This window comes from Acetatifactor muris, assembly GCF_024623325.1.
Taxonomy (GTDB): Bacteria; Bacillota; Clostridia; order Lachnospirales; family Lachnospiraceae; genus Acetatifactor; species Acetatifactor muris.
Window position 1 is genome coordinate 20,487 of the sequence record NZ_JANJZD010000042.1, and the last position, 18,267, is coordinate 38,753.

16 protein-coding genes are annotated in these 18,267 nt (G+C 40.7%); 12 read left to right on the forward strand and 4 right to left on the reverse strand.

The features are described 5' to 3' along the window. Positions 1–65 precede the first annotated feature (65 nt). From NSB25_RS24940 to NSB25_RS24950, 3 genes are all read right to left on the reverse strand, one after another. Entirely contained in the window at positions 66–1,478 is a 1,413-nt protein-coding gene (locus NSB25_RS24940; RefSeq protein ID WP_103242464.1) for an RNA-binding domain-containing protein, read from the reverse strand. Between the two features lie 167 nt (positions 1,479–1,645). Continuing rightward, a complete protein-coding gene (locus NSB25_RS24945; protein ID WP_103242465.1) occupies positions 1,646–2,560 on the reverse strand; it encodes a recombination protein NinG in 915 nt (304 codons plus the stop codon). 115 nt (positions 2,561–2,675) lie between these two features. After that, positions 2,676–3,305 carry a hypothetical protein gene (locus NSB25_RS24950; RefSeq protein WP_103242466.1) on the reverse strand — a complete coding sequence of 210 codons (630 nt, stop codon included), beginning with the start codon at positions 3,303–3,305 and terminating at the stop codon, positions 2,676–2,678. Positions 3,306–3,556: 251 nt separating this feature from the next. Between NSB25_RS24950 and NSB25_RS24955 the strand changes: the two genes are divergently transcribed. The 10 genes from NSB25_RS24955 (at position 3,557) to NSB25_RS25000 (ending at position 14,492) form a co-directional block, all read left to right on the forward strand. Further along, positions 3,557–3,802: a hypothetical protein gene (locus tag NSB25_RS24955; protein ID WP_103242467.1), complete on the forward strand. Its 246-nt coding sequence runs from the start codon at positions 3,557–3,559 to the stop codon at positions 3,800–3,802. Continuing rightward, positions 3,799–5,772, forward strand: coding sequence for a recombinase family protein (locus NSB25_RS24960; RefSeq protein ID WP_103242468.1), 1,974 nt, complete (start codon positions 3,799–3,801; stop codon positions 5,770–5,772). The genes NSB25_RS24955 and NSB25_RS24960 overlap by 4 nt, the downstream gene beginning before the upstream one ends. 39 nt (positions 5,773–5,811) lie before the next feature. Beyond that, positions 5,812–6,762, forward strand: a complete 951-nt coding sequence (locus tag NSB25_RS24965) for a ParM/StbA family protein (protein WP_103242469.1) — start codon at positions 5,812–5,814, stop codon at positions 6,760–6,762. Positions 6,763–6,776: 14 nt separating this feature from the next. Continuing rightward, the gene (locus NSB25_RS24970; RefSeq protein ID WP_103242470.1) at positions 6,777–7,271 is read left to right on the forward strand and encodes a hypothetical protein; all 495 of its coding nucleotides are present in this window, start codon (positions 6,777–6,779) and stop codon (positions 7,269–7,271) included. 538 nt (positions 7,272–7,809) lie between these two features. Next, positions 7,810–9,726: a MobA/MobL family protein gene (locus tag NSB25_RS24975; RefSeq protein WP_330406311.1), complete on the forward strand. Its 1,917-nt coding sequence runs from the start codon at positions 7,810–7,812 to the stop codon at positions 9,724–9,726. Positions 9,727–10,053: 327 nt separating this feature from the next. Continuing rightward, positions 10,054–10,578, forward strand: a complete 525-nt coding sequence (locus NSB25_RS24980; RefSeq protein WP_103242471.1) for an RNA polymerase sigma factor — start codon at positions 10,054–10,056, stop codon at positions 10,576–10,578. A gap of 4 nt (positions 10,579–10,582) precedes the next feature. Then, a complete protein-coding gene (locus NSB25_RS24985) occupies positions 10,583–11,335 on the forward strand; it encodes a hypothetical protein (RefSeq protein ID WP_103242472.1) in 753 nt (250 codons plus the stop codon). Beyond that, on the forward strand, positions 11,326–12,213 hold the full coding sequence (locus NSB25_RS24990) for an ABC transporter ATP-binding protein (RefSeq protein WP_103242473.1): 888 nt from the start codon (positions 11,326–11,328) through the stop codon (positions 12,211–12,213). The genes NSB25_RS24985 and NSB25_RS24990 overlap by 10 nt, the downstream gene beginning before the upstream one ends. Next, positions 12,200–13,423 carry an ABC transporter permease gene (locus NSB25_RS24995; protein WP_242982629.1) on the forward strand — a complete coding sequence of 408 codons (1,224 nt, stop codon included), beginning with the start codon at positions 12,200–12,202 and terminating at the stop codon, positions 13,421–13,423. The genes NSB25_RS24990 and NSB25_RS24995 overlap by 14 nt, the downstream gene beginning before the upstream one ends. Positions 13,424–13,508: 85 nt before the next feature. Further along, complete coding sequence (locus NSB25_RS25000) at positions 13,509–14,492, forward strand: radical SAM protein (protein ID WP_103242475.1); 984 nt, start codon at positions 13,509–13,511, stop codon at positions 14,490–14,492. Here NSB25_RS25000 and NSB25_RS25005 read toward each other — a convergent pair. After that, a complete protein-coding gene (locus NSB25_RS25005; RefSeq protein ID WP_103242476.1) occupies positions 14,381–15,913 on the reverse strand; it encodes an IS1182 family transposase in 1,533 nt (510 codons plus the stop codon). The genes NSB25_RS25000 and NSB25_RS25005 overlap by 112 nt on opposite strands. A 208-nt stretch (positions 15,914–16,121) precedes the next feature. Between NSB25_RS25005 and NSB25_RS25010 the strand changes: the two genes are divergently transcribed. Further along, entirely contained in the window at positions 16,122–16,709 is a 588-nt protein-coding gene (locus NSB25_RS25010) for a hypothetical protein (RefSeq protein ID WP_172455307.1), read from the forward strand. Positions 16,710–17,083: 374 nt separating this feature from the next. After that, a complete protein-coding gene (locus NSB25_RS25015; RefSeq protein ID WP_146040208.1) occupies positions 17,084–18,145 on the forward strand; it encodes an insulinase family protein in 1,062 nt (353 codons plus the stop codon). Positions 18,146–18,267 lie beyond the last annotated feature (122 nt).

Below are 18,267 nucleotides of genomic sequence, written 5' to 3' on the forward strand. Positions count from 1 at the left end.
GACACAGAAAATGTCAAAACTTGGCATTATCTGTGTCTCCTGCTATAGCGTGGTCAAGGGAATGTTTACAGCTTATTTATAATTTTCCAACAACCCGTTTTATTAGAACCAACACGCTCAATTAAACGTTTTTCTTTTAATGACTTAATTGCCCGGTCAATTGTGCTTTTTCCAAGGGAGATTTCTTTCTGTAATTCTGCTTTTGTAATTCCTGGCTTTTTCTTTAGTGCAGTTAAAACAGCCTGCTCAGTAGCAGAAATATTTATTGCCCCATTTATTACCTCATTTATCACCCCATCAGCTTCACTTATTACCCCATTCCTAATTGTGGCATTGAGCATAAAGGCATTATCACGGTACTCAGGAGCAGGAAGTCCGGCTGACGCCATTTCATTAAACATACGGTCAATACCTTCACCGAATTCCTGCACATAATCATATTCATGGAGAAAACGGGCAATGTTTGGGTTGCGGGAGAAGTGAACGGTGCGGAGATTGTTTAAGCGCACAATTCCGGGCAGGATACCGGGACTCTCAACCGTAATCCTATCATTAAACATTTTAATTTGTATATCGGTTCCCTTAATGCTGTAATCGCGGTGGGCGATGGCGTTGATGATGATTTCTTTCCATGCAAATTCAGGGTACTCAGGTGTTGTATGAAAAAGACCGTCTTCACCAAGCCTTGTGTGTTCTTTGATTTGGCTGCGTACAAAGTCGAGAGAGTTACGAACCATATCAAGAATACGACCTTCAAACATTTCATCCTTAATGACATTCATTTCAGTTCCGACTTTGGCTTCTATGCCGTCATATCGGATAAAACGTACCCTTGCCCGTTTGAAAAAGCGTTGCGGATTTTTGCCAAATAATAAAATGGCAGCTCCGCTCATCTCCTCCCTGCCGTTATGGTTGACAACGAAATCGTTGTTTTGACGGATATATTCCACGGCGGATTTTGGGTATCCGATTTTCTTGCAGTATTCAGCGACAAAATCCCAATCAATATCCTCCATAGAGGAACGATAAACAGGCTCGTCCTCGCAATAGCGGGAACCTTTGGCATACATAAGCTGCAGCCGCTCGTCAAAATTCAGTTTTTTGGATTTGTCGCCCATACGGTAATATACTTCGTCCTGCTGGTTAGCGTGCAGCTCAGAGCTTTGTGGAATGGTCATAACCAGCAGATGATTGGGATTACCATTTTTGTCAGTACATTCAACAGTTTCGGTAGTAACACGCACTGATGGAGTGCAGTAATCAAAAGGCACTCTAAGTATATCATTGACATTGTTGTGGTAATTGTCAATGCCTGTGACTGTAAAATCATCTTCAATGCCGATCACAAGCATACCGCCGTCTGCATTAGCAAATGCGACAATATGATTGGACAGTCCTTTCGGATCTTTTCTTGCGCTCTTACGGTCGTAAGTCTGTCCTTCTTTTTTTGTATAAAGTTCTTCCAAAGTAAACTCCATATACATCATCTCCGCTGATTATTTTTCTACATTTAACAAAATAGAAGTTGATATTCTATATGTTTGATTAGACTTTGTGCAACAGCCCACCGCACTAAAGCTCTCAGATGTAATATTATCTGTTATATTTCAAAGAATCATTCCCATGTTGCCATCGGCACAAACTTTCAATTATCACTTCTGTTCCCTTTCTTCTTTTTCCTTGATTTATAGACATTATACTGGTTCTTACATTGCGGACTACAAAATTCATTTCCCTTTCTGCTTGCAACAAAGGCTTTATTACAATGCTTGCACAGGCGCAAATCACTGTCTTTATCCGTGAGCATGAAGGAAAAGCACATCTGTACCATGACAAGCAGCGAATGGAAATCCCATACGATAATGGGTGCATCCTTTTCCAGTGCGATTCGGTAAGTCGGAGATATGCCGCCAAAAGCGGAAATGCCCTGACGGTACAGGCTGCGTGTCTGTTCATCAATCTTATCATAATCCGTGTAATAAAGGAAACTAGTTACAAAGGTAAAGGCGAGGTCTGTAAATTCTTTCACGATCCAGTCGTATCTTTCCGCATATCCTTTCTGCAATTCCATCGCCACAGCCTGCGGCGCATTCCCCATAGCCATTGTGATTGCAATGCCCTCACGGTCAGTGACAGACCATCCCGATTCTATGCCGCTCTTTCTGAAATCCGGCTTGTCAAACGGATAGAAATAGGAAAGATAGTCCTCAGTGGAGAGGGATTCTTCTTTTATAAAGTGGTTTTTAGGAAGGTACACGGATTTATAGGTTATAAAATCCACCGTTGTCGGCAGGGCGGTCATAAAGCCAAGAAAACCATATTTTTTTACAAAAGAAAGTATGGCTTCTTTCAGTTCTTCTTCTGGCATCTTGTGCATGGAGGCAAGCCCGACATTTACCGCATCCATGACAAGCCGCCCGGCTTCCTGCATGGGACGGTACATTTCCGGTTTTGCACCCTTTGAAACCGTTATGTAGAGGTCACCGTTACTGTCTGTCTTATATTCATAGCCGCTGTACCGAATCCACGGTGCGCTGGTATGCTCAAATAAATTCTTCATAGAAAACCTGCTCCAATCCATCAATTATATCGAATTATCTGATGTAATATTTCCTATATTATAAACAGTTACTCATTATCGGTCAAGCCGTTTACGCTTTTCAGTTGGGACACATTTATATTTTTTTCTTTCGCACTCCATTTTCCAGAAAATACTTCTCGTCAAGTGTCATTGACAGGCTGTTTTCTTTTCGGTATGTAAGCACATCGCCATAAAGTTTCCGTATCCTTTTCAGAGCTGTTTCCCTGATACCCCGGATATTTCGGTCAGTCTGCCCGATGCTGTCCGCATACTCTACTGCGGAATAATCACGCAGGAACAGGTAATAGAGCATATTTTTAAGGTGCGGCTTTAGTTCCTCTAATATTTTCGATAAATCCGCATCCGTGACAAGTTCATGTATCGTTTCCGGGCTGTCAAATATGAGGTCAAGAAAATCGCCCGCAAGCAATAGCCTTCTTAAAACTATATCATAAGATGGTCTATCGGATAGGTACAATTCATCTGCGCCCCATTCCAGAGGGACAGTGGAGCGCCCTGTTTCGTGGTCTCTTTCTCTACGCTCCCTGTTTTCGTCCAGTTTATCCCACCATTCAATGACTTTTTGGAAATCATCTTCCGTCCTTGCGCTTTCCTCAATACGCCGGAGGGCAAGGGCGCGGGCTTCGCGGCGGAGCATATCCCCGTCAGCTTCCGTTATGTAATTCTGCTCCCGGAATGCCGGAAGCTCGGCGTATTTTGGCATTTATAATCAATCCTTTTCATAAAAAAAAATTTTGTAGCTGTTTTTTCAAAAACACTTCCGTTTTTATAGCCGTTTTTCTCCTATTAGTGAAAGGAGTAATTCTTTTTGACTAAAAAGAAATTACAGGAAAGGAGGGCGGGCTATGGAGTACGGATAAAACAAAAATATGGTTACACAGAGCGGAAGTTAAAACTATTATAAAGGATATACGTGTGAATCGCAAGAAGGGATTGCGCGCAAGAAAGGATTGTATGGCAGAAACATTAAAAGTGAATAATGATGCAGCAGAATCCAGCCCTGTTCCGGCTGGATTTTTTTACAGAAGAATCGGAGGGACGCTTTTCAAGGTCAGGGTATATACGGGTTCGGGATATGCCGACACTCTGGATGAAAAAATTCCCCGGTTAATTTTGAATGAAATGGTGACAGGCGCAGAAAGTTATGTTAAGATGGACTCACCACAGATGAGCCAGCCGCCGGAAAGGAGTTCGGAATGAACAACAGGACGGCTGGTGACAACAGAATAACAGCTCTTTACGAGCGGCTCTCAAGGGACGATGATCTTGCGGGGGACAGCAACAGCATAGTCAACCAGAAAAAGATGCTGGAGGATTATGCAAAAAATAACGGGTACACGAACACGGTGCATTTTACGGATGACGGATTTTCCGGCGGCAGTTTTGAAAGACCGGGATGGAAGCAGATGTTAAGCCGGATTGAAAACGGCGACATCGGCACAGTCATAGTAAAAGACATGAGCCGTGTCGGGAGGGATTACCTTCAGGTAGGGTTCTACACGGAGGTGTTCTTCCGGGAAAAGGGCGTCCGTTTTATTGCTGTTTCCAATGGTGTTGACAGCAACAACAACACCAGCAGTGAATTCGCCCCTTTTTTGAATATCATGAATGAATGGTATCTGCGTGACTGCAGCAGGAAGATTACCGCAGTTTTACGGGCGAAAGGGAAAGATGGAAAACCGATTACGAGCAACCCGCCCTACGGTTTTGTGAAAGATACGGAGGATAAAAACCACTGGCTCGTTGACGAAGAAGCGGCGGAGGTTGTGAGAAAGATTTTCCGTCTGACCGTGGAGGGCATGGGACCGTACCAGATAGCAAAGCGGCTTATGGAGGAAAAGGTGGAGAAACCGTCCTATTATCAGGCGACAAGGCAGAGGGGCAATTACCAGACCATGTGCGATTTTGAAACTCCCTACAACTGGACGGGTGGATCGGTGGTGCGGATACTGGAAAGACCGGAGTATATGGGCGATACCGTAAATTTCCGCAGCCATAAGGAATCCTATAAGGATAAGAAAGCTGTTAAGAATAACAGTGATGAGATACTTGTTTTTCAGGACACCCATGAACCAATCATAGACCGCAGGACGTGGTATATGGTGCAGGAATTAAGAAAGACAGTGCGGAGAGTGGATACCAACGGGGAAGGAAGCCTGCTGACCGGAAAGCTCTACTGTGCGGACTGCGGCGGAAAAATGTACTACCGCAGAAGCACGACAAGGGCGGCAAGAGACTGGAGGGGCATCCCGAACGGCGGGACAGAACGCACATCCGCAGGCTTTAACTGCGGCACTTACAACAGCAGCAGGAAGCAGTATAAGCAGGTGTGCTTTTCCCATTCCATAAAAGAGGACACGGTAAAGCAGCTTATCCTTGAAACGATACGGTATGCCTTAAAAAGCGTCCGCATGGACGAGGCGGCGTTTATAAAAAATATGCGGAGCGCATCAGAGGTCAGGGATAAAGGCGAAGTGAAAAAGCTGAAAGCAGACCTTTCCAAAAAGGAGAAACGGTTTGCAGACCTTGACATGCTGATAAAAAAGGTGTATGAGGACAACGCAATGGGGAAGCTGCCGGACAGGCGGTATGAAATGCTTTCTGCTGATTATGAAAAGGAACAGCAGGAGCTTGAAATCTCCATGCAGGAAATCCGTGAAAAACTTGCACAGTTTGAGGATGACACGGACAGGACGGAGGAATTTCTTTCCCTTGTCCGCAAGTACACCGACATTCAGGAACTCACGCCCGCCATTGTGAATGAATTTGTTGATAAGGTCATGGTGCATAAAATAGAGGAAATCGACGGAGAACGTGTGCAGGAGATCGAGATTTTCTTAAATTATATCGGGAAGGTGGAGCTTCCGGCGCAGGAGCTTTCTGAGGAAGAAATGGCGGCGGAGGAAAAGAAGCGGAAACGCCGTGCATACAGCCGTGCCTACCTGAAAGAATACCGTAAAAAGCACAGACCGGAAATCCGGCGTGTGATTGAAGGAGCAAGGGAGGCGGACAAACAGAAACAGATAGCGGAGGCGGAAGCATCAGCGGACGGACTCCTGCATACGGACGGTACGGAACAGGTTGCAGCTATGGTAGCAGGGGAAAACAAGATTATTGTAGAGAGCAGCCTTCCGACCAAAGAGGAAGTGAAAGCAAAATATGGCAGATAGTTTGATAATAACAACAAGCATGAAAGTGAGGATTTTGATATGGCAAAACTTAGAGATTACAACATGAACGGGACAATTATTTTAGGAGTGGATGCAGGCTATGGGAATTATAAGACGGCAAGGTGCTGTTTTCCGACTTCCGTGAGCAGGAGCAGTCAGCCGCCTGTCTTTACAAGAGACTATCTGGAATATGAGGGCAGCTATTACACCATAGGCGAGGGACACAAGGATTTTGTTGCGGAGAAAAGCATGGATGACGATAATTATATCCTTACCCTTGCCGCCATTGCAAAGGAGCTGAAAGCGAGAGGATTATCGGCTGCAAAGTTACATCTTGCAGTAGGGCTTCCGTTAAAATGGGTGCAGGCACAGAGGGATTCCTTCCGTGAATATATGATGCAAAACCGCCATGTAGATTATAAATATGCAGGTAAACGATATACGGTTGACATCGTGGACTGTACGGTCATGCCGCAATGTTATGCGGCGGTAGCGGAGAGCCTGCCGGATTTCAAGGGGATGCACATGGTAGCGGATATCGGCAACGGGACGATGAATGTGATGATACTAAACAACGGAAAGGCGAGCGAGATCAAGTCGTGGACGGTAAAGCTGGGAGCGAATGAATGTTTTATGGCGATCCGAAGTCTCATTCTGGACAGGAAGGCAGAGGAACTTCCGGCGGAGATCATTGAGAATTATCTCAGATATGGCAGCACTGATATAGGAGATGAATACAAGGCACTCATGGAGGAAGCGGCAAAATCTTATGTGGATAAGATATTTGCGGAACTGAAAGCGCACGGATATAACCCGAATCTTATGAAGCTGTATATTATGGGCGGCGGCGCAAAGGTTGTGGAGCTTGTCGGGGATTATGACTGTGATAATGTCACTTTCAATCATGATATACGGGCAAACGCCAAGGGATATGAATATTTCTGCTATATGAAGCTGCGCAGACAGAAAGCAATGTCTTGTGCCGGATAAGGGGGCGCATCCGAATGAAAAGTAAAAACCATAATATTCGCTTCAACATGGAAAAGGCGGATGAGTGCAGGGCGTGGGAACTCCTGCACTCCCCAAAGGTGCGGCAGATGTTCAAGTCGCAGAATAAATTTGTGATAGAGGCGGTCAATGACTATTACGACAGGTGTGTGGCGGCGGAGCATGATCCTTACATGGAAACGAGGGAGAAAGAGGACGCTTTTGCAGAGCGTATCGTGGAAGCGGTGGAAAAGAAAGTAATATCCAACCTTCCGGCGCTTTTCGGGATGTATATGGCACAGATGCAGTTTTTTCCTTTATCCGTTCCTATGGGAGCATATCCGGCGGCACAGGGCGGCATGGTGTACGGGCAGGCATTGGCAGACGGGACAGGAAATGGTGCCATGAACGGCACTGCTCCGAAAAATGAAACGGCGCAGAGCGGAGATGCCGAAGCAGGGCATTCCACAGAGCCGCCGGACAATGAACTGATTGATTTTGACGCATTTTAATATGGTTATGAATAAGGCTATGGTAAGAGCATTTATCGTAGCCTTATTTTTGTGGATTTTTTTATAACAGACCATAAATGTAGCCATTTTTTAAGCAAACAAGAGCAAAGTGTAGCCGAAAGGTTACAAAACAAGGACAAAGGGTAGCCATAAAAGGCTGCATAATAAAGGGCGGGCATTTAAGCCCGCAAAATAAAGGCAAAGAGCAGCCGGAGGGCTACAAATAAAGGCGTAAATGCAGCCGTCTGTTTTGAAGCTGGAATACCAGTTTTCAGGCAGGCGGTTTTTTGATGTCTGTGAAGCATCTGCTCTACGAACTGCTTTGGAGTGGTTCGGGGAGTGTCAGGAACTAATTTCCGGGGAGGGCGTAAGCTCTCCCCTAAGCCCTCGGCGTTTGAGAGCGAAATACACCCTACGCACAAACCTTCGGTTTATGCTCCGGGGATTTCGCCCTGCCGGGGGCAAATTTGCGCAGGCGCAAATTTACAGTCCGACAAAACCGGACTGTATTTATCCATGCCGCCCAAAGGACAGGCGCATGGATGCTGTTGCTGCTAACGGCTACATTTTGGGGCAAATATGCAGCAACATCTACGGGACTTCGCAGAAGTCCCTTTGCGGCTGTCAGAAAGCAACAGCCGTGAACCGCCCGGATACGGCATGGTTCGCAGCCAGCCGTCCTGTAGCGGCTGTTCATAAAAAGCGGCGGATTATCCGCAACGGAAAGGAGGAAGGAATCCAAGTGAAAAGAAATTCATTTATAGAAATGGCGAAGCTGCATGACTTATCGGGGCGCATCACTTATATTTCAAGCCACGCCAAGCAGGAGTATTTATATGAAGTCTATGCAACGGAGCCGGACAGGGCATTCTGGCGGGAACTTGCCAAGTGTATTCAGGAGGAATTTGAAAAAAGCGGTACGAACGGGAAGTGTATCGAGGCGAGGGAGCTAATGATTGCCCTGCCGGAGACTTTTATCAACTATGACCATGACTATCTTTTGAAAAAGATGGTGGACGAATTTAAGGAAAAGTATGGCGTGGAGTGCTTTGCTGCGCTTCACCACAATAAACGGAAAACAAACCTGCATATCCATATGATATTTGCGGAGAGAAAGCGGTTAGACCAGCCGATAGAAAAGACCGCCACCCGGAATATGTTTTATGATGAGCAGGGACGCTATGTGCGGACGAAGAAAGAGATACTTGATGGGGACGGAAATATCCGCAAAGGCTGTAAAATCATCAAAAAAGGCGAAGTATATGAGCGTAAGATTTTTACCGTAAAAGACAAACGTTTCAAACAGAAGGCTTTTTTGGACGAGGCAAAAGTATTTTATACAGATTTAATTAATCAAATGGCGCTTGATGATAAGGACAGGCTAAGCATTTTTGACAAGAACGGTCCGTACCTTGCGACAAAGAAAATCGGTAAAAATAATCCGAAAGCTGCGGAGATAAAAGCAGACAACGAAATCCGCATGGAATGGAACAGGACAGTTGACCGTGCGATTGTAAGCGGTGTAGCCGAAGCGGAGATTTTGGAATTGAAGAAAACAGAGATTACAGACAAGGTAAAGGAATCCGTGGAGCAGAACGGGAAAAAGCCGGAGCTGTTCGGGAATATTGTCAGGGCGGCGGTTGCACTGTTGGAGAAACTGATTGCAAAAGTGATGCAGAAGGTAATGGATATGGCGGAGAAAGTGGTTGCTAAAGTCGTTACCATTGAGGAAATGCCGGAAGAATCGGCAAGCCATATCCAAGCCGAAGATAAGCCGCCACATCAACCAGAGATAAAGAAGATACCGTTTCCATTCGACCATTATCGGAAAGCGGAAAAGCAGAATCAGACGGAACAGCCACAGCAAAAAGGCGTAGCAGCAGACAAAAAATCCGTTATCGAACAGACAAAAGCAGAGAAAAAATCTGTGTCTGCCGAAACAAAACAGCCGGAAACAGAAAGACCGCCCAAGCCGCAGCCTTCCGTACTGGCGGCTAAATATCCCCGCCTGAAAGAGATTGAGGACAAACTGAAAGACCAGAACAGGGCAATTTTTGAACGGGAGCAAAAGCGGGATGAACTGAAAAAGGAATTGTCCGAATGTAATGCATTTGGGAAATGCATGGGCATTTTCAAAGGCGGTAGAAGGAAAGAATTACAGCAGGAGATTGACAGAGCTGATAAGCAGATATCCAATATGAAAAAGCATCTTTCATCTATTGTGAGGGAATATAAATTTGATTCTGTTCAGGCATTTAATAAGGAACTCAATGCGGCAAAGAGAGAGAATCAGAATTATGAGACGGTTTCTGCAGAGTATGAAAAAACTTGCGGAGAAAAAGCAACGGATACCAAGAGCGTCAGGAACAGACTTAGGCAAAAAGAGCAGGTCGTAAAAGAAAGAGAGGCGAACAGAGTGTATCAAGCAAGACCGAAAGATAAAGGGGCGAGATAGTATCCAATACTCATCCTTCGGTATGTGTTGTGTAGAAAAACATTATTTTTGAGAATAAGAAAAAAATCAAAAAAACCTATCTTTTTATAGCCGTCAATCGTTATATAATATAGGATAAAGAAGTGCGTTTACTTTCAATCTAGACTCCCGACAAAATTGTAACAACGATGGAGAACCTTGTAAATTCAATATTTTTAGGATAGATAGAAGATTTTGTCGCTGCAAAAATATAACAGCGAGTTTTAGACAAAATCTATAAAACTAAGGGTTTGAAGGCGTTGTTATAAAAAACGGCGGGATTTCAGATTTCAAATAACGGAGGATTTAGTGTATATTGAATTTCTGTTGATACAAAAAATGAAACATGGCGATGAAAATGCTTTTAATATATTTATTCATACATATTATGAAGAAATATTAAAATATTGTAGCTATCATTGCAGTGATATATTCTATGCTGAAGATTTAACACAGGAAACTTTTCTGCGCTTTTTTGAAAAATTATCCGATTATCGTTATATGGGAAAGACTCGTAATTATTTGTATACGATAGCAGGAAATCTCTGTAAGGATTATTACAAAAAGGAAAGGGCAAGTTTGATGGAGGAACTATATGCAGAAGAACAAATTAGTCTGCAAAAAACAGAAACAGAGAACGTTCTTGATAAAGTAACAATTCAGGCGGCTTTGAATGATCTGCCGGAAGAATTGAGGGAGGTAATCATTCTTTATTACTTTCAGGAGTTAAGGCTTGCCGAAATATCCGATATGTTAGGAATAGGCTTGCCATTAGTAAAGTATCGGATTAAACAAGCAAGAATCCAGTTAAAAAGACTGTTAGGAGAGGAGTGATTTTGTGCATTTGGAGAAAAAACTTAAGGATTATAAAACAAGTATGAAAATAGTTCCAAAAGAACAGAACATAAAAGAAACGGTAAGAAAATCAATAGAGGTATATTGTTCCGTAGAAGAAGATCGTTTACTGACCTACCACGAATTTTTATGGGCGCAATTACGGTTGATACGAAAAAGATGGTGGCTCTTTCAACTCGTGCTTCTTTTGGTATTGTGGTCTGCACTGCCCTCATTACAAGGGGAACTGCACACGCAAAGACTTATGGGGGTGGCAGCCTCTTTGTTTATCATTTTAATTATACCAGAATTTTGGAAAAGTCAAACCTATCAGTCAATGGAGATAGAAGCCGCGTCTTACTACTCTTTGCGACAGATTTATTCCGCGCGGATGTTGTTATTCGGCATCGTGGATATTGTTCTGATTAGTGTTTTTTGCTGGTTGTCGTTTTTTATGCTGAATGTTACTCTTTTACAAATTTTGATACAATTTATCCTTCCAATGACAGTAACTGCCGGTATATGTTTTGGAATGTTGTGCAGTAAACATCCATTTAATGAAGCGGTTGCTATAATGATGTGTATTGGATGGAGTAGTGTATGGCTGTTTATAGTTTTGAATGAGAGGATTTATGCAGCGATTGCTTATCCTGTATGGATCATATTTCTTGGTATTGCACTGTTATTTACAGTATTTATAATCTACCGGACTCTGTACTGCTATAATGATTATTGGGAGGAAAATTTATGGAGTTGATATTGGATAATTTAACAAAAGAATTTGGGAATTTTACGGCGGTGGATCACATAACTCTTTCCATGACAAATGGGGTATATGGTTTATTAGGTGTGAATGGGGCAGGGAAAACGACTTTAATGAGAATGCTGTGCACGTTGCTGAAACCCACCAGTGGAAATATCTATTGCAACGGAAAAGATATTTTTAAGATGGATAGTGAATACAGAAACTTGTTAGGGTACTTGCCGCAGGATTTTGGCTTTTATCCGGAATTTACTGTGAAGGACTATCTTCTTTATATTTCGTCAATCAAGGGTATCCGCCCTGTTGTGGCAAAAAAGAGGACAAATGAATTGATAGGGAAGGTTGGGCTTACTAAAGTGGCAGACAAAAAACTCAAAAAACTTTCGGGTGGGATGAAGCGGCGTGCTGGAATTGCACAGGCAATGTTAAACAATCCCAAAATCCTGATACTTGATGAGCCAACGGCAGGACTAGATCCAAATGAAAGAATACGTTTCCGCAATCTGATTAGTGAACTTTCAGAAGAACGTATGGTATTGTTGTCTACACATATTGTTTCGGATGTTGAATATATCGCAAATGAAATATTGCTGATGAAAGACGGTACGATAGTAAACGAAGGTACATTGGATGAAATTATAAATTCCATGCCGGAAAAAGTATGGAATTGCCTTGTTCCGCAGGATGTGGCACATGCTTTAAGTAAAAAGTACAAGGTTTCCAATATGAAAATGATTCAACATAAAGTAGAGCTGCGTCTAATTTCGGAAGAAAAACCATGTGAAACTGCCATGTATGTCGAGCCGGTTCTTGAAGATGTGTTTTTATATTATTTTGGAGAAAGAGGTGATAACGAAAATGGTGAGATTTGAAATAAAAAAGATAATTTCAAAGCCAGTAAGTAAAATTGTATTCATAATACTATTGGCTGCTTTGTGTATCGTTAGTTATTTGGCTGTCAGCAATGTACGTTATGTTGATGAAAATGGAGATACGATAAAAGGTATTTCTGCGGCAAGGTCTTTAAGAGAAGCAAAAAGACAGTGGAGCGGATATATTACAGAAGAAAAATTGTTAAGAGTTTTTGAGCAGAACGCACAGATAAACAATTCTGAAGAATATCTTTCTAATGATGTAAAAGAAAATGAAAAAGCCTATTCTAAAAAGCAAGGCTTCTCTGATATAAGAGATATGATAAATCGTGCGTTCTGTGGTTTCAGGCAATATGATTATTACCGGATAGACAGCCTTTCGGAAGAGGAAATCAGCACTTTTTATGACAGGAGAATTTCCAGTTTAACGGAATGGCTGAATTCTGAGGAAGCAGTAAGCCATTATTCAGATCAGGAAAAGAGTTTTTTGATGAATCAGTATCGTGACCTGGAGACACCTGTTTATTATGAATATTTCGATGGCTGGGAAGCGGTTTTGCAGAATGCCCCTATGATTATTATGCTGGTAGTATTGATTACGGGTTTTTTAGTGTCCGGTATCTTTTCTGATGAAATTCAATTAAAAGCGGATTCTGTATTCTTCTCGGCCAAGCTGGGAAGGACAAAGGCTGTTGCTGCTAAAATATGTTCGGGTTTTATCATTATTACTGCAATATATTGGATAACAATACTGCTTTATTCCGGAAGTGTTCTGACAGCATTGGGATTTGATGGAGCCAACTGTGCAATCCAGATTGGTTCGTCAAATTGGAAAAGCTTTTATAATATTACCTATTTGCAGGACTACCTGTTGACCGTGTTTGGCGGGTATGTAGGAAGTCTGTTTATTTTAATGCTTTCCATGCTTGTTTCGGCAAAGACACGTTCAGCCATATTTGCGGTGACAATACCTTTTATTCTACTATTTATTCCTGGATTTCTAAGCGGAATATCTGCATTATCTAAAATATTGGGACTTCTTCCCGACCAACTGCTTCAAATGTGTGTGGCAGTGCGGCTTTTTAATACATATCAGATTGGGAATAAGGTAATAGGCGCAGTACCGATTATTTTAACAGTATACTTACTGCTTTCCTGTATCCTTTTTCCTGTACTATATCAAGTTTATCGTAAATATGAGCTAAAGTAGTGAATCTGTAATCGTTATACAGCTTGGCAATAGATATTATATAGTGGTTACAATTGCATTTAATACAAATAGGGAGGATAAAACGATGGTAATGGAAAAACGATTATGGGAAGAATTACAGAGAATAGTGTCTTTGGTAAATTCCACTGAGATTTTGCGTATGGGAAAAATTTTTTCAACAGAAAAGAACAATTATTTTTATGATACTGGTACAGGAAAGGTAATTGAATTGGATGATGAATCTTATTATGTTTTCTATAATTGGTTTCATCAAACAGATATTGTTACAGAAAATTTTGTAAATGATCTGGGAGTTAATGAAAAGAATCTATCAGAGTTATTAAAATTATGCATTAGTGAAAATCTGTTAAGGGCAATTAAGCCTGTTAAATTATATACACCTAACCATTTTGAAAATTTAGAATACATGCTTAACAATTGTTTGGAACAACTTATTTTAGAGGTTACAGGTAAGTGTAATTTAAGATGTCAATATTGTATATATAATGATACATATACACATAATAGAGATTTCAATCAAAAAGACATGTCATTGGATATTGCCAAAAAGGCCATAGATTATTTTTTCGCGCATGGAAAAGAAAAAATTGCGATAACATTTTATGGTGGAGAGCCCCTGCTTAGATTTGAATTGTTAAAGGAAGTGATAGGCTATAGTAATGAACTCAATAAACAATATGGCAAAGAAATATCCTTTGGGTTTACAACTAATATGACATTAATGACTGAATCTATGGCAGAATACTTTGCTAGTATTCCAAAGATTAATATTATGGGGAGCCTTGATGGTCCTGTAGAAATTCACAATGAATATCGCAAAAAAACAGATGGAACCGGTAGTTTTGCTGACGCATATAGGGGGCTGAAGATACTAAGTAAAGCCTATAAAGAACATGGTAAAGATCATTTGTCGCTAAATGTTGTTTATGCGCCACCTTATACATATGAAAAACTGGAACAAATCAATGCTTTTTTTAAAAGCTTACAGACTGTAGACAAAGTGGTTCTGGGATATGCATCCCAGAGCCATTTTTCTTTGAGTAAATGAATTTCACCCAAAACAGAAAATTTCTGCAGCTTTTCCCCTTTTTTATGTCCCCCTTTTGCTTTCAGCTTTGCCAGCTTTTTTAGATTCATGCAGGCAAATGTTAGCCCAACCTTCATTTCCATCCGGGCCTTGCCAAACATCTGGGTATATCGGAATCCATGGTTTTCTTTTGCTGTTCCAAAGATTCGTTCTATTGTTTCTTTTCTGTGAGAGTACACTTCCTTCATTCCAAGGGTCTGGCGGATATCTTCGCATGTTTCCATGTAAGTCTCCCAGATATGTCGTGTTACCAGTTTGACATGGTCTTTGCTTTGTGTACATTGCGAAAGATAAGGACATACTGCGCAGACTGCTCTACTGCTTTTATATTCACGGTATCCATTCCGGTTCGTTGTACTGTATGTCAGTACCTGATGATTCGGACAGATGTAACAATCATAATACTCATCATAAACATACTCATATTTTCGGAAAAATCCTTTTTTGGTCATCGGTCTTTTATACGGCAAAATAGGCGCGATTCCATCATCTAGCAGCAGCTTTGCTATTGCCGGTGTTTTATAACCTGCATCTGCTATCAGACTTTCTATTCCGATATCTTTTATCTTGTCATACAATGTTTTGAAGCTCCTGCTGTCATGGTGGTTTCCGGGATGTATGCTGTAACCCAGGATCCAGCCGTTCTTATCACAGGCAGTCTGTACTGCATAGGCAAATACATTTTTATGCTCGCCTTTTCGGAACCATCCGCTTTCTGGATCAGATGTGCTCTCCTTTACGGTTTTCTCTTTCTTGCCTTCTGAACCAGAGGACGGAGGAGCGGCATTGTCATCATCTTTTTCCTTCAGGGGACGTTTCCCGTGAGCTTCACGGTCTTCATTGATCTCCTTCTTCAGTATATCTTCAAAGAACAGGGCTTCTTCATGAGCAATGCGTCTCTGCATCTTTTTATTGTTTGCCCTAGCTTTTACATGAGTCGCATCTACAAAGACCTCTCTGGGATCTATCAGTTTGAATTTGTAGCATTCCTGCAGTATATGGGTAAATATCTGCTCAAAGAGGTCCGTATCCTTAAAACGGCGGGTATAGTTTTTGCCAAAAGTTGAGAAATGGGGGACTTTATCCATCATTTCAAGACCAAGAAACCACCGATAGGCTACATTTACTTCAATCTCTTTAACAGTCTGACGCATACTCCTTATGCCATACAGATACTGGATGAACGGAAGTTTTATCAGCATTACCGGGTCCATGCTGGGTCGGCCGCTGTCAGGACTGTACTTATCCACTACAAGGTCATAGATAAAATCCCAGTCAATGGCTTTATCAATGATCCGCAGAAGATGGTCCCTGGGAACCATGTCATCCATGCAGAACATTTGAATCTGTTCTCTTTTCTTATCTGCATTCTGAGTCATCATAGAAGTATCCCGCCTTTCTTTGGTACTTCTATTATACCAGAAAAGAGCCAGAAAGTCCCGAAAATAAAGGGGATTCCGGATCTTTTATATAGAAAAATCCGAGGCGGGAGCCCCGGACTTTGTCTACAGTCTGAATGCTTTTTTTAAAAGCTTAGATTTTTTGCCTGTTAAAACAACGATAAATATTTCATACCCTACAAACGGAAGTGTGGATAACAGACATTGGATTGATATGTTAAAAAATAATCCTAAATACCATCGAGCAACAATAGATCAAATTGATCCTTTAGGTAATTGGCAGAGAAGTAAAGTTATGGAGGGTATTTTTATTGAAAATAAGGGATCAATTGAAGCATCGGGATTAGGAATGAGCCTGATAAAAATAAATGATAGGTACATAGGTGATATGCCATCAGAACAGTATCCGTTGAATGGGTGTTGCGTACCTGGTTGTAGGCGATTATATGTAAATACAAATGGAGATTTTTTACCATGTGAAAGAATTGGGACTTGTCCCAATATTGGAAATGTTGATACAGGTATTTCTTATGAGCGCGTAAAAAAATATTATGTTGATGAATATTGTGAAAAATCTATTAAAAAATGTTCTAATTGTTGGGCTATTAGATTATGTAGTATGTGTTATGCAGGAAGATATAATGATGATGGATTTGAAAACATTGGAAACTGTGATGGAACAAGGCGTGAAATAGAGAAAAATTTGATTTTTTATCACCAATTACTGGAGTCGAATCCCGAAAAGATGGATTTTTTAAGGGATACTTATTTGGTCTAAATGCTATTTATATCCATAGGGATATTAATAGATAAAGTCTGCGCTACATACAAACTCAGGTAGCGGAGAAGAAAAATAGGAAAGGAGGAGAAGGCAAATGAGTAAGGTTGTAAATCCCTTGGTGACAAGGAACGACAGAACGGATGCTGCATATAATTGTGATTGTTATTGCAACGTTCAGGAAGACAATTATGACAAAGGACAGTCATGGACATGGCTGCCTTGGAACTCTTGTGGGTGTGCTTGTGGAAGCGGAAACACAGAAAATCACACGGCAAATCACGATGTTGTAGCATGATCACAACAACGGAGAGGTTGAATTTGTTTATCAAATTCGACCTCTCATTGTTAAATAATAAAATAAGGTGAGTTTTATGATATTGAAAAATATAATGTGTGTAACTGGAAATTATTCAACGGGATGTTTATGTATATATATTACTTGCGGAGCAAATGACGAGCCAAGAGATAAAAATGGACTTAGCCATTTATGCGAACATTTTTACATAAAATTATTATCAAATAAATATTTATCTGCGGTTCGAGATGTTAATTTTAGATGTGTTGGTTATACAGACTATATGTATACAATAATCAACATCTTGTTTACAGAAAATGAAATCAACTTGAACCATGTTATTAAAGCCTTGGATGTTAGAGAGAAAGATTTATATATAGGACAAGATTATTTTGAAAAAAGTAGAACAGAAGTAATTTCTGAGTGTAAAATCAGAAATAAGTGTATTTCGGAAAGTGTGATTGCCAATTCTTATTTAACAAATGGCAATGTAAATTATGTTCCGTTAGGGGACGTTGATTCAATATGTTCGATAAATTATAAAGAGTTTGCCAAGTTCTTTAAACATAAGTATTGCGATTTTCAATGTTTTTTTTTGTTACAGAATTCATATGAAAGTCTAGAAGTAAGAACTTTAAAGCATCAAAAAGCTAAAAATAAAAGCCATAAGGTATCAGTGGCAGGGAAATATTTGATTTCAGATTTGTGTAAACAGAAAATATATTACAGAATTACGATTGAAGATTATGTATATAATTTATGCATTGCAATATTAGAATATATTATAGGAAATAAAGTGTTATCAAATATGGATATATCCTTTATGAAAAAGAGTATTAGTGAAAAATTCATGTATGAAATTATTTGCATAGATAGCAGAGAAGAAAATATAGGTGCTAAAATTTATGATTTAATTACTGGATATGAACTGAATGAAAGTGATATATATCAGGCAAAAAGAGAAATAATTCTTCATTTGAAAAGCAATAGATTGTTTGATTTAAATTATGCGATAAACAATATTATAAATCATTTTATTTATAATGAGAATTTTTTGTTAAATGATGAGCAAATTCGCGATGTAATAGTAAAAATAGAAGATATAACTTTTGTGCAGCTTCAACAAATAAAAAAGTAAACGGTAGATAGTGAGTACCTATACAAAACAAGAGCAAACCTGTATGATAGAAACAGATTTGCTCCAGTCTTTATTTCACTTCACCTTTATCAGGCTTGCGGCAATTCGCTGGCAGGCCTGGT

Excerpts from the sequence above, each read along its gene's own strand:
- NSB25_RS25005 (WP_103242476.1), bottom strand. The coding sequence starts at position 15,913 with ATGATGACTCAGAATGCAGATAAGAAAAGAGAACAGATTCAAATGTTC.
- NSB25_RS25000 (WP_103242475.1), top strand. The coding sequence starts at position 13,509 with ATGGTAATGGAAAAACGATTATGGGAAGAATTACAGAGAATAGTGTCT.
- NSB25_RS24995 (WP_242982629.1), top strand. The coding sequence starts at position 12,200 with ATGGTGAGATTTGAAATAAAAAAGATAATTTCAAAGCCAGTAAGTAAA.
- NSB25_RS24960 (WP_103242468.1), top strand. The coding sequence starts at position 3,799 with ATGAACAACAGGACGGCTGGTGACAACAGAATAACAGCTCTTTACGAG.
- NSB25_RS24970 (WP_103242470.1), top strand. The coding sequence starts at position 6,777 with ATGAAAAGTAAAAACCATAATATTCGCTTCAACATGGAAAAGGCGGAT.
- NSB25_RS24975 (WP_330406311.1), top strand. The coding sequence starts at position 7,810 with ATGGATGCTGTTGCTGCTAACGGCTACATTTTGGGGCAAATATGCAGC.
- NSB25_RS24990 (WP_103242473.1), top strand. The coding sequence starts at position 11,326 with ATGGAGTTGATATTGGATAATTTAACAAAAGAATTTGGGAATTTTACG.
- NSB25_RS24965 (WP_103242469.1), top strand. The coding sequence starts at position 5,812 with ATGGCAAAACTTAGAGATTACAACATGAACGGGACAATTATTTTAGGA.
- NSB25_RS24950 (WP_103242466.1), bottom strand. The coding sequence starts at position 3,305 with ATGCCAAAATACGCCGAGCTTCCGGCATTCCGGGAGCAGAATTACATA.
- NSB25_RS24940 (WP_103242464.1), bottom strand. The coding sequence starts at position 1,478 with ATGGAGTTTACTTTGGAAGAACTTTATACAAAAAAAGAAGGACAGACT.
- NSB25_RS24945 (WP_103242465.1), bottom strand. The coding sequence starts at position 2,560 with ATGAAGAATTTATTTGAGCATACCAGCGCACCGTGGATTCGGTACAGC.
- NSB25_RS25015 (WP_146040208.1), top strand. The coding sequence starts at position 17,084 with ATGATATTGAAAAATATAATGTGTGTAACTGGAAATTATTCAACGGGA.
- NSB25_RS24955 (WP_103242467.1), top strand. The coding sequence starts at position 3,557 with ATGGCAGAAACATTAAAAGTGAATAATGATGCAGCAGAATCCAGCCCT.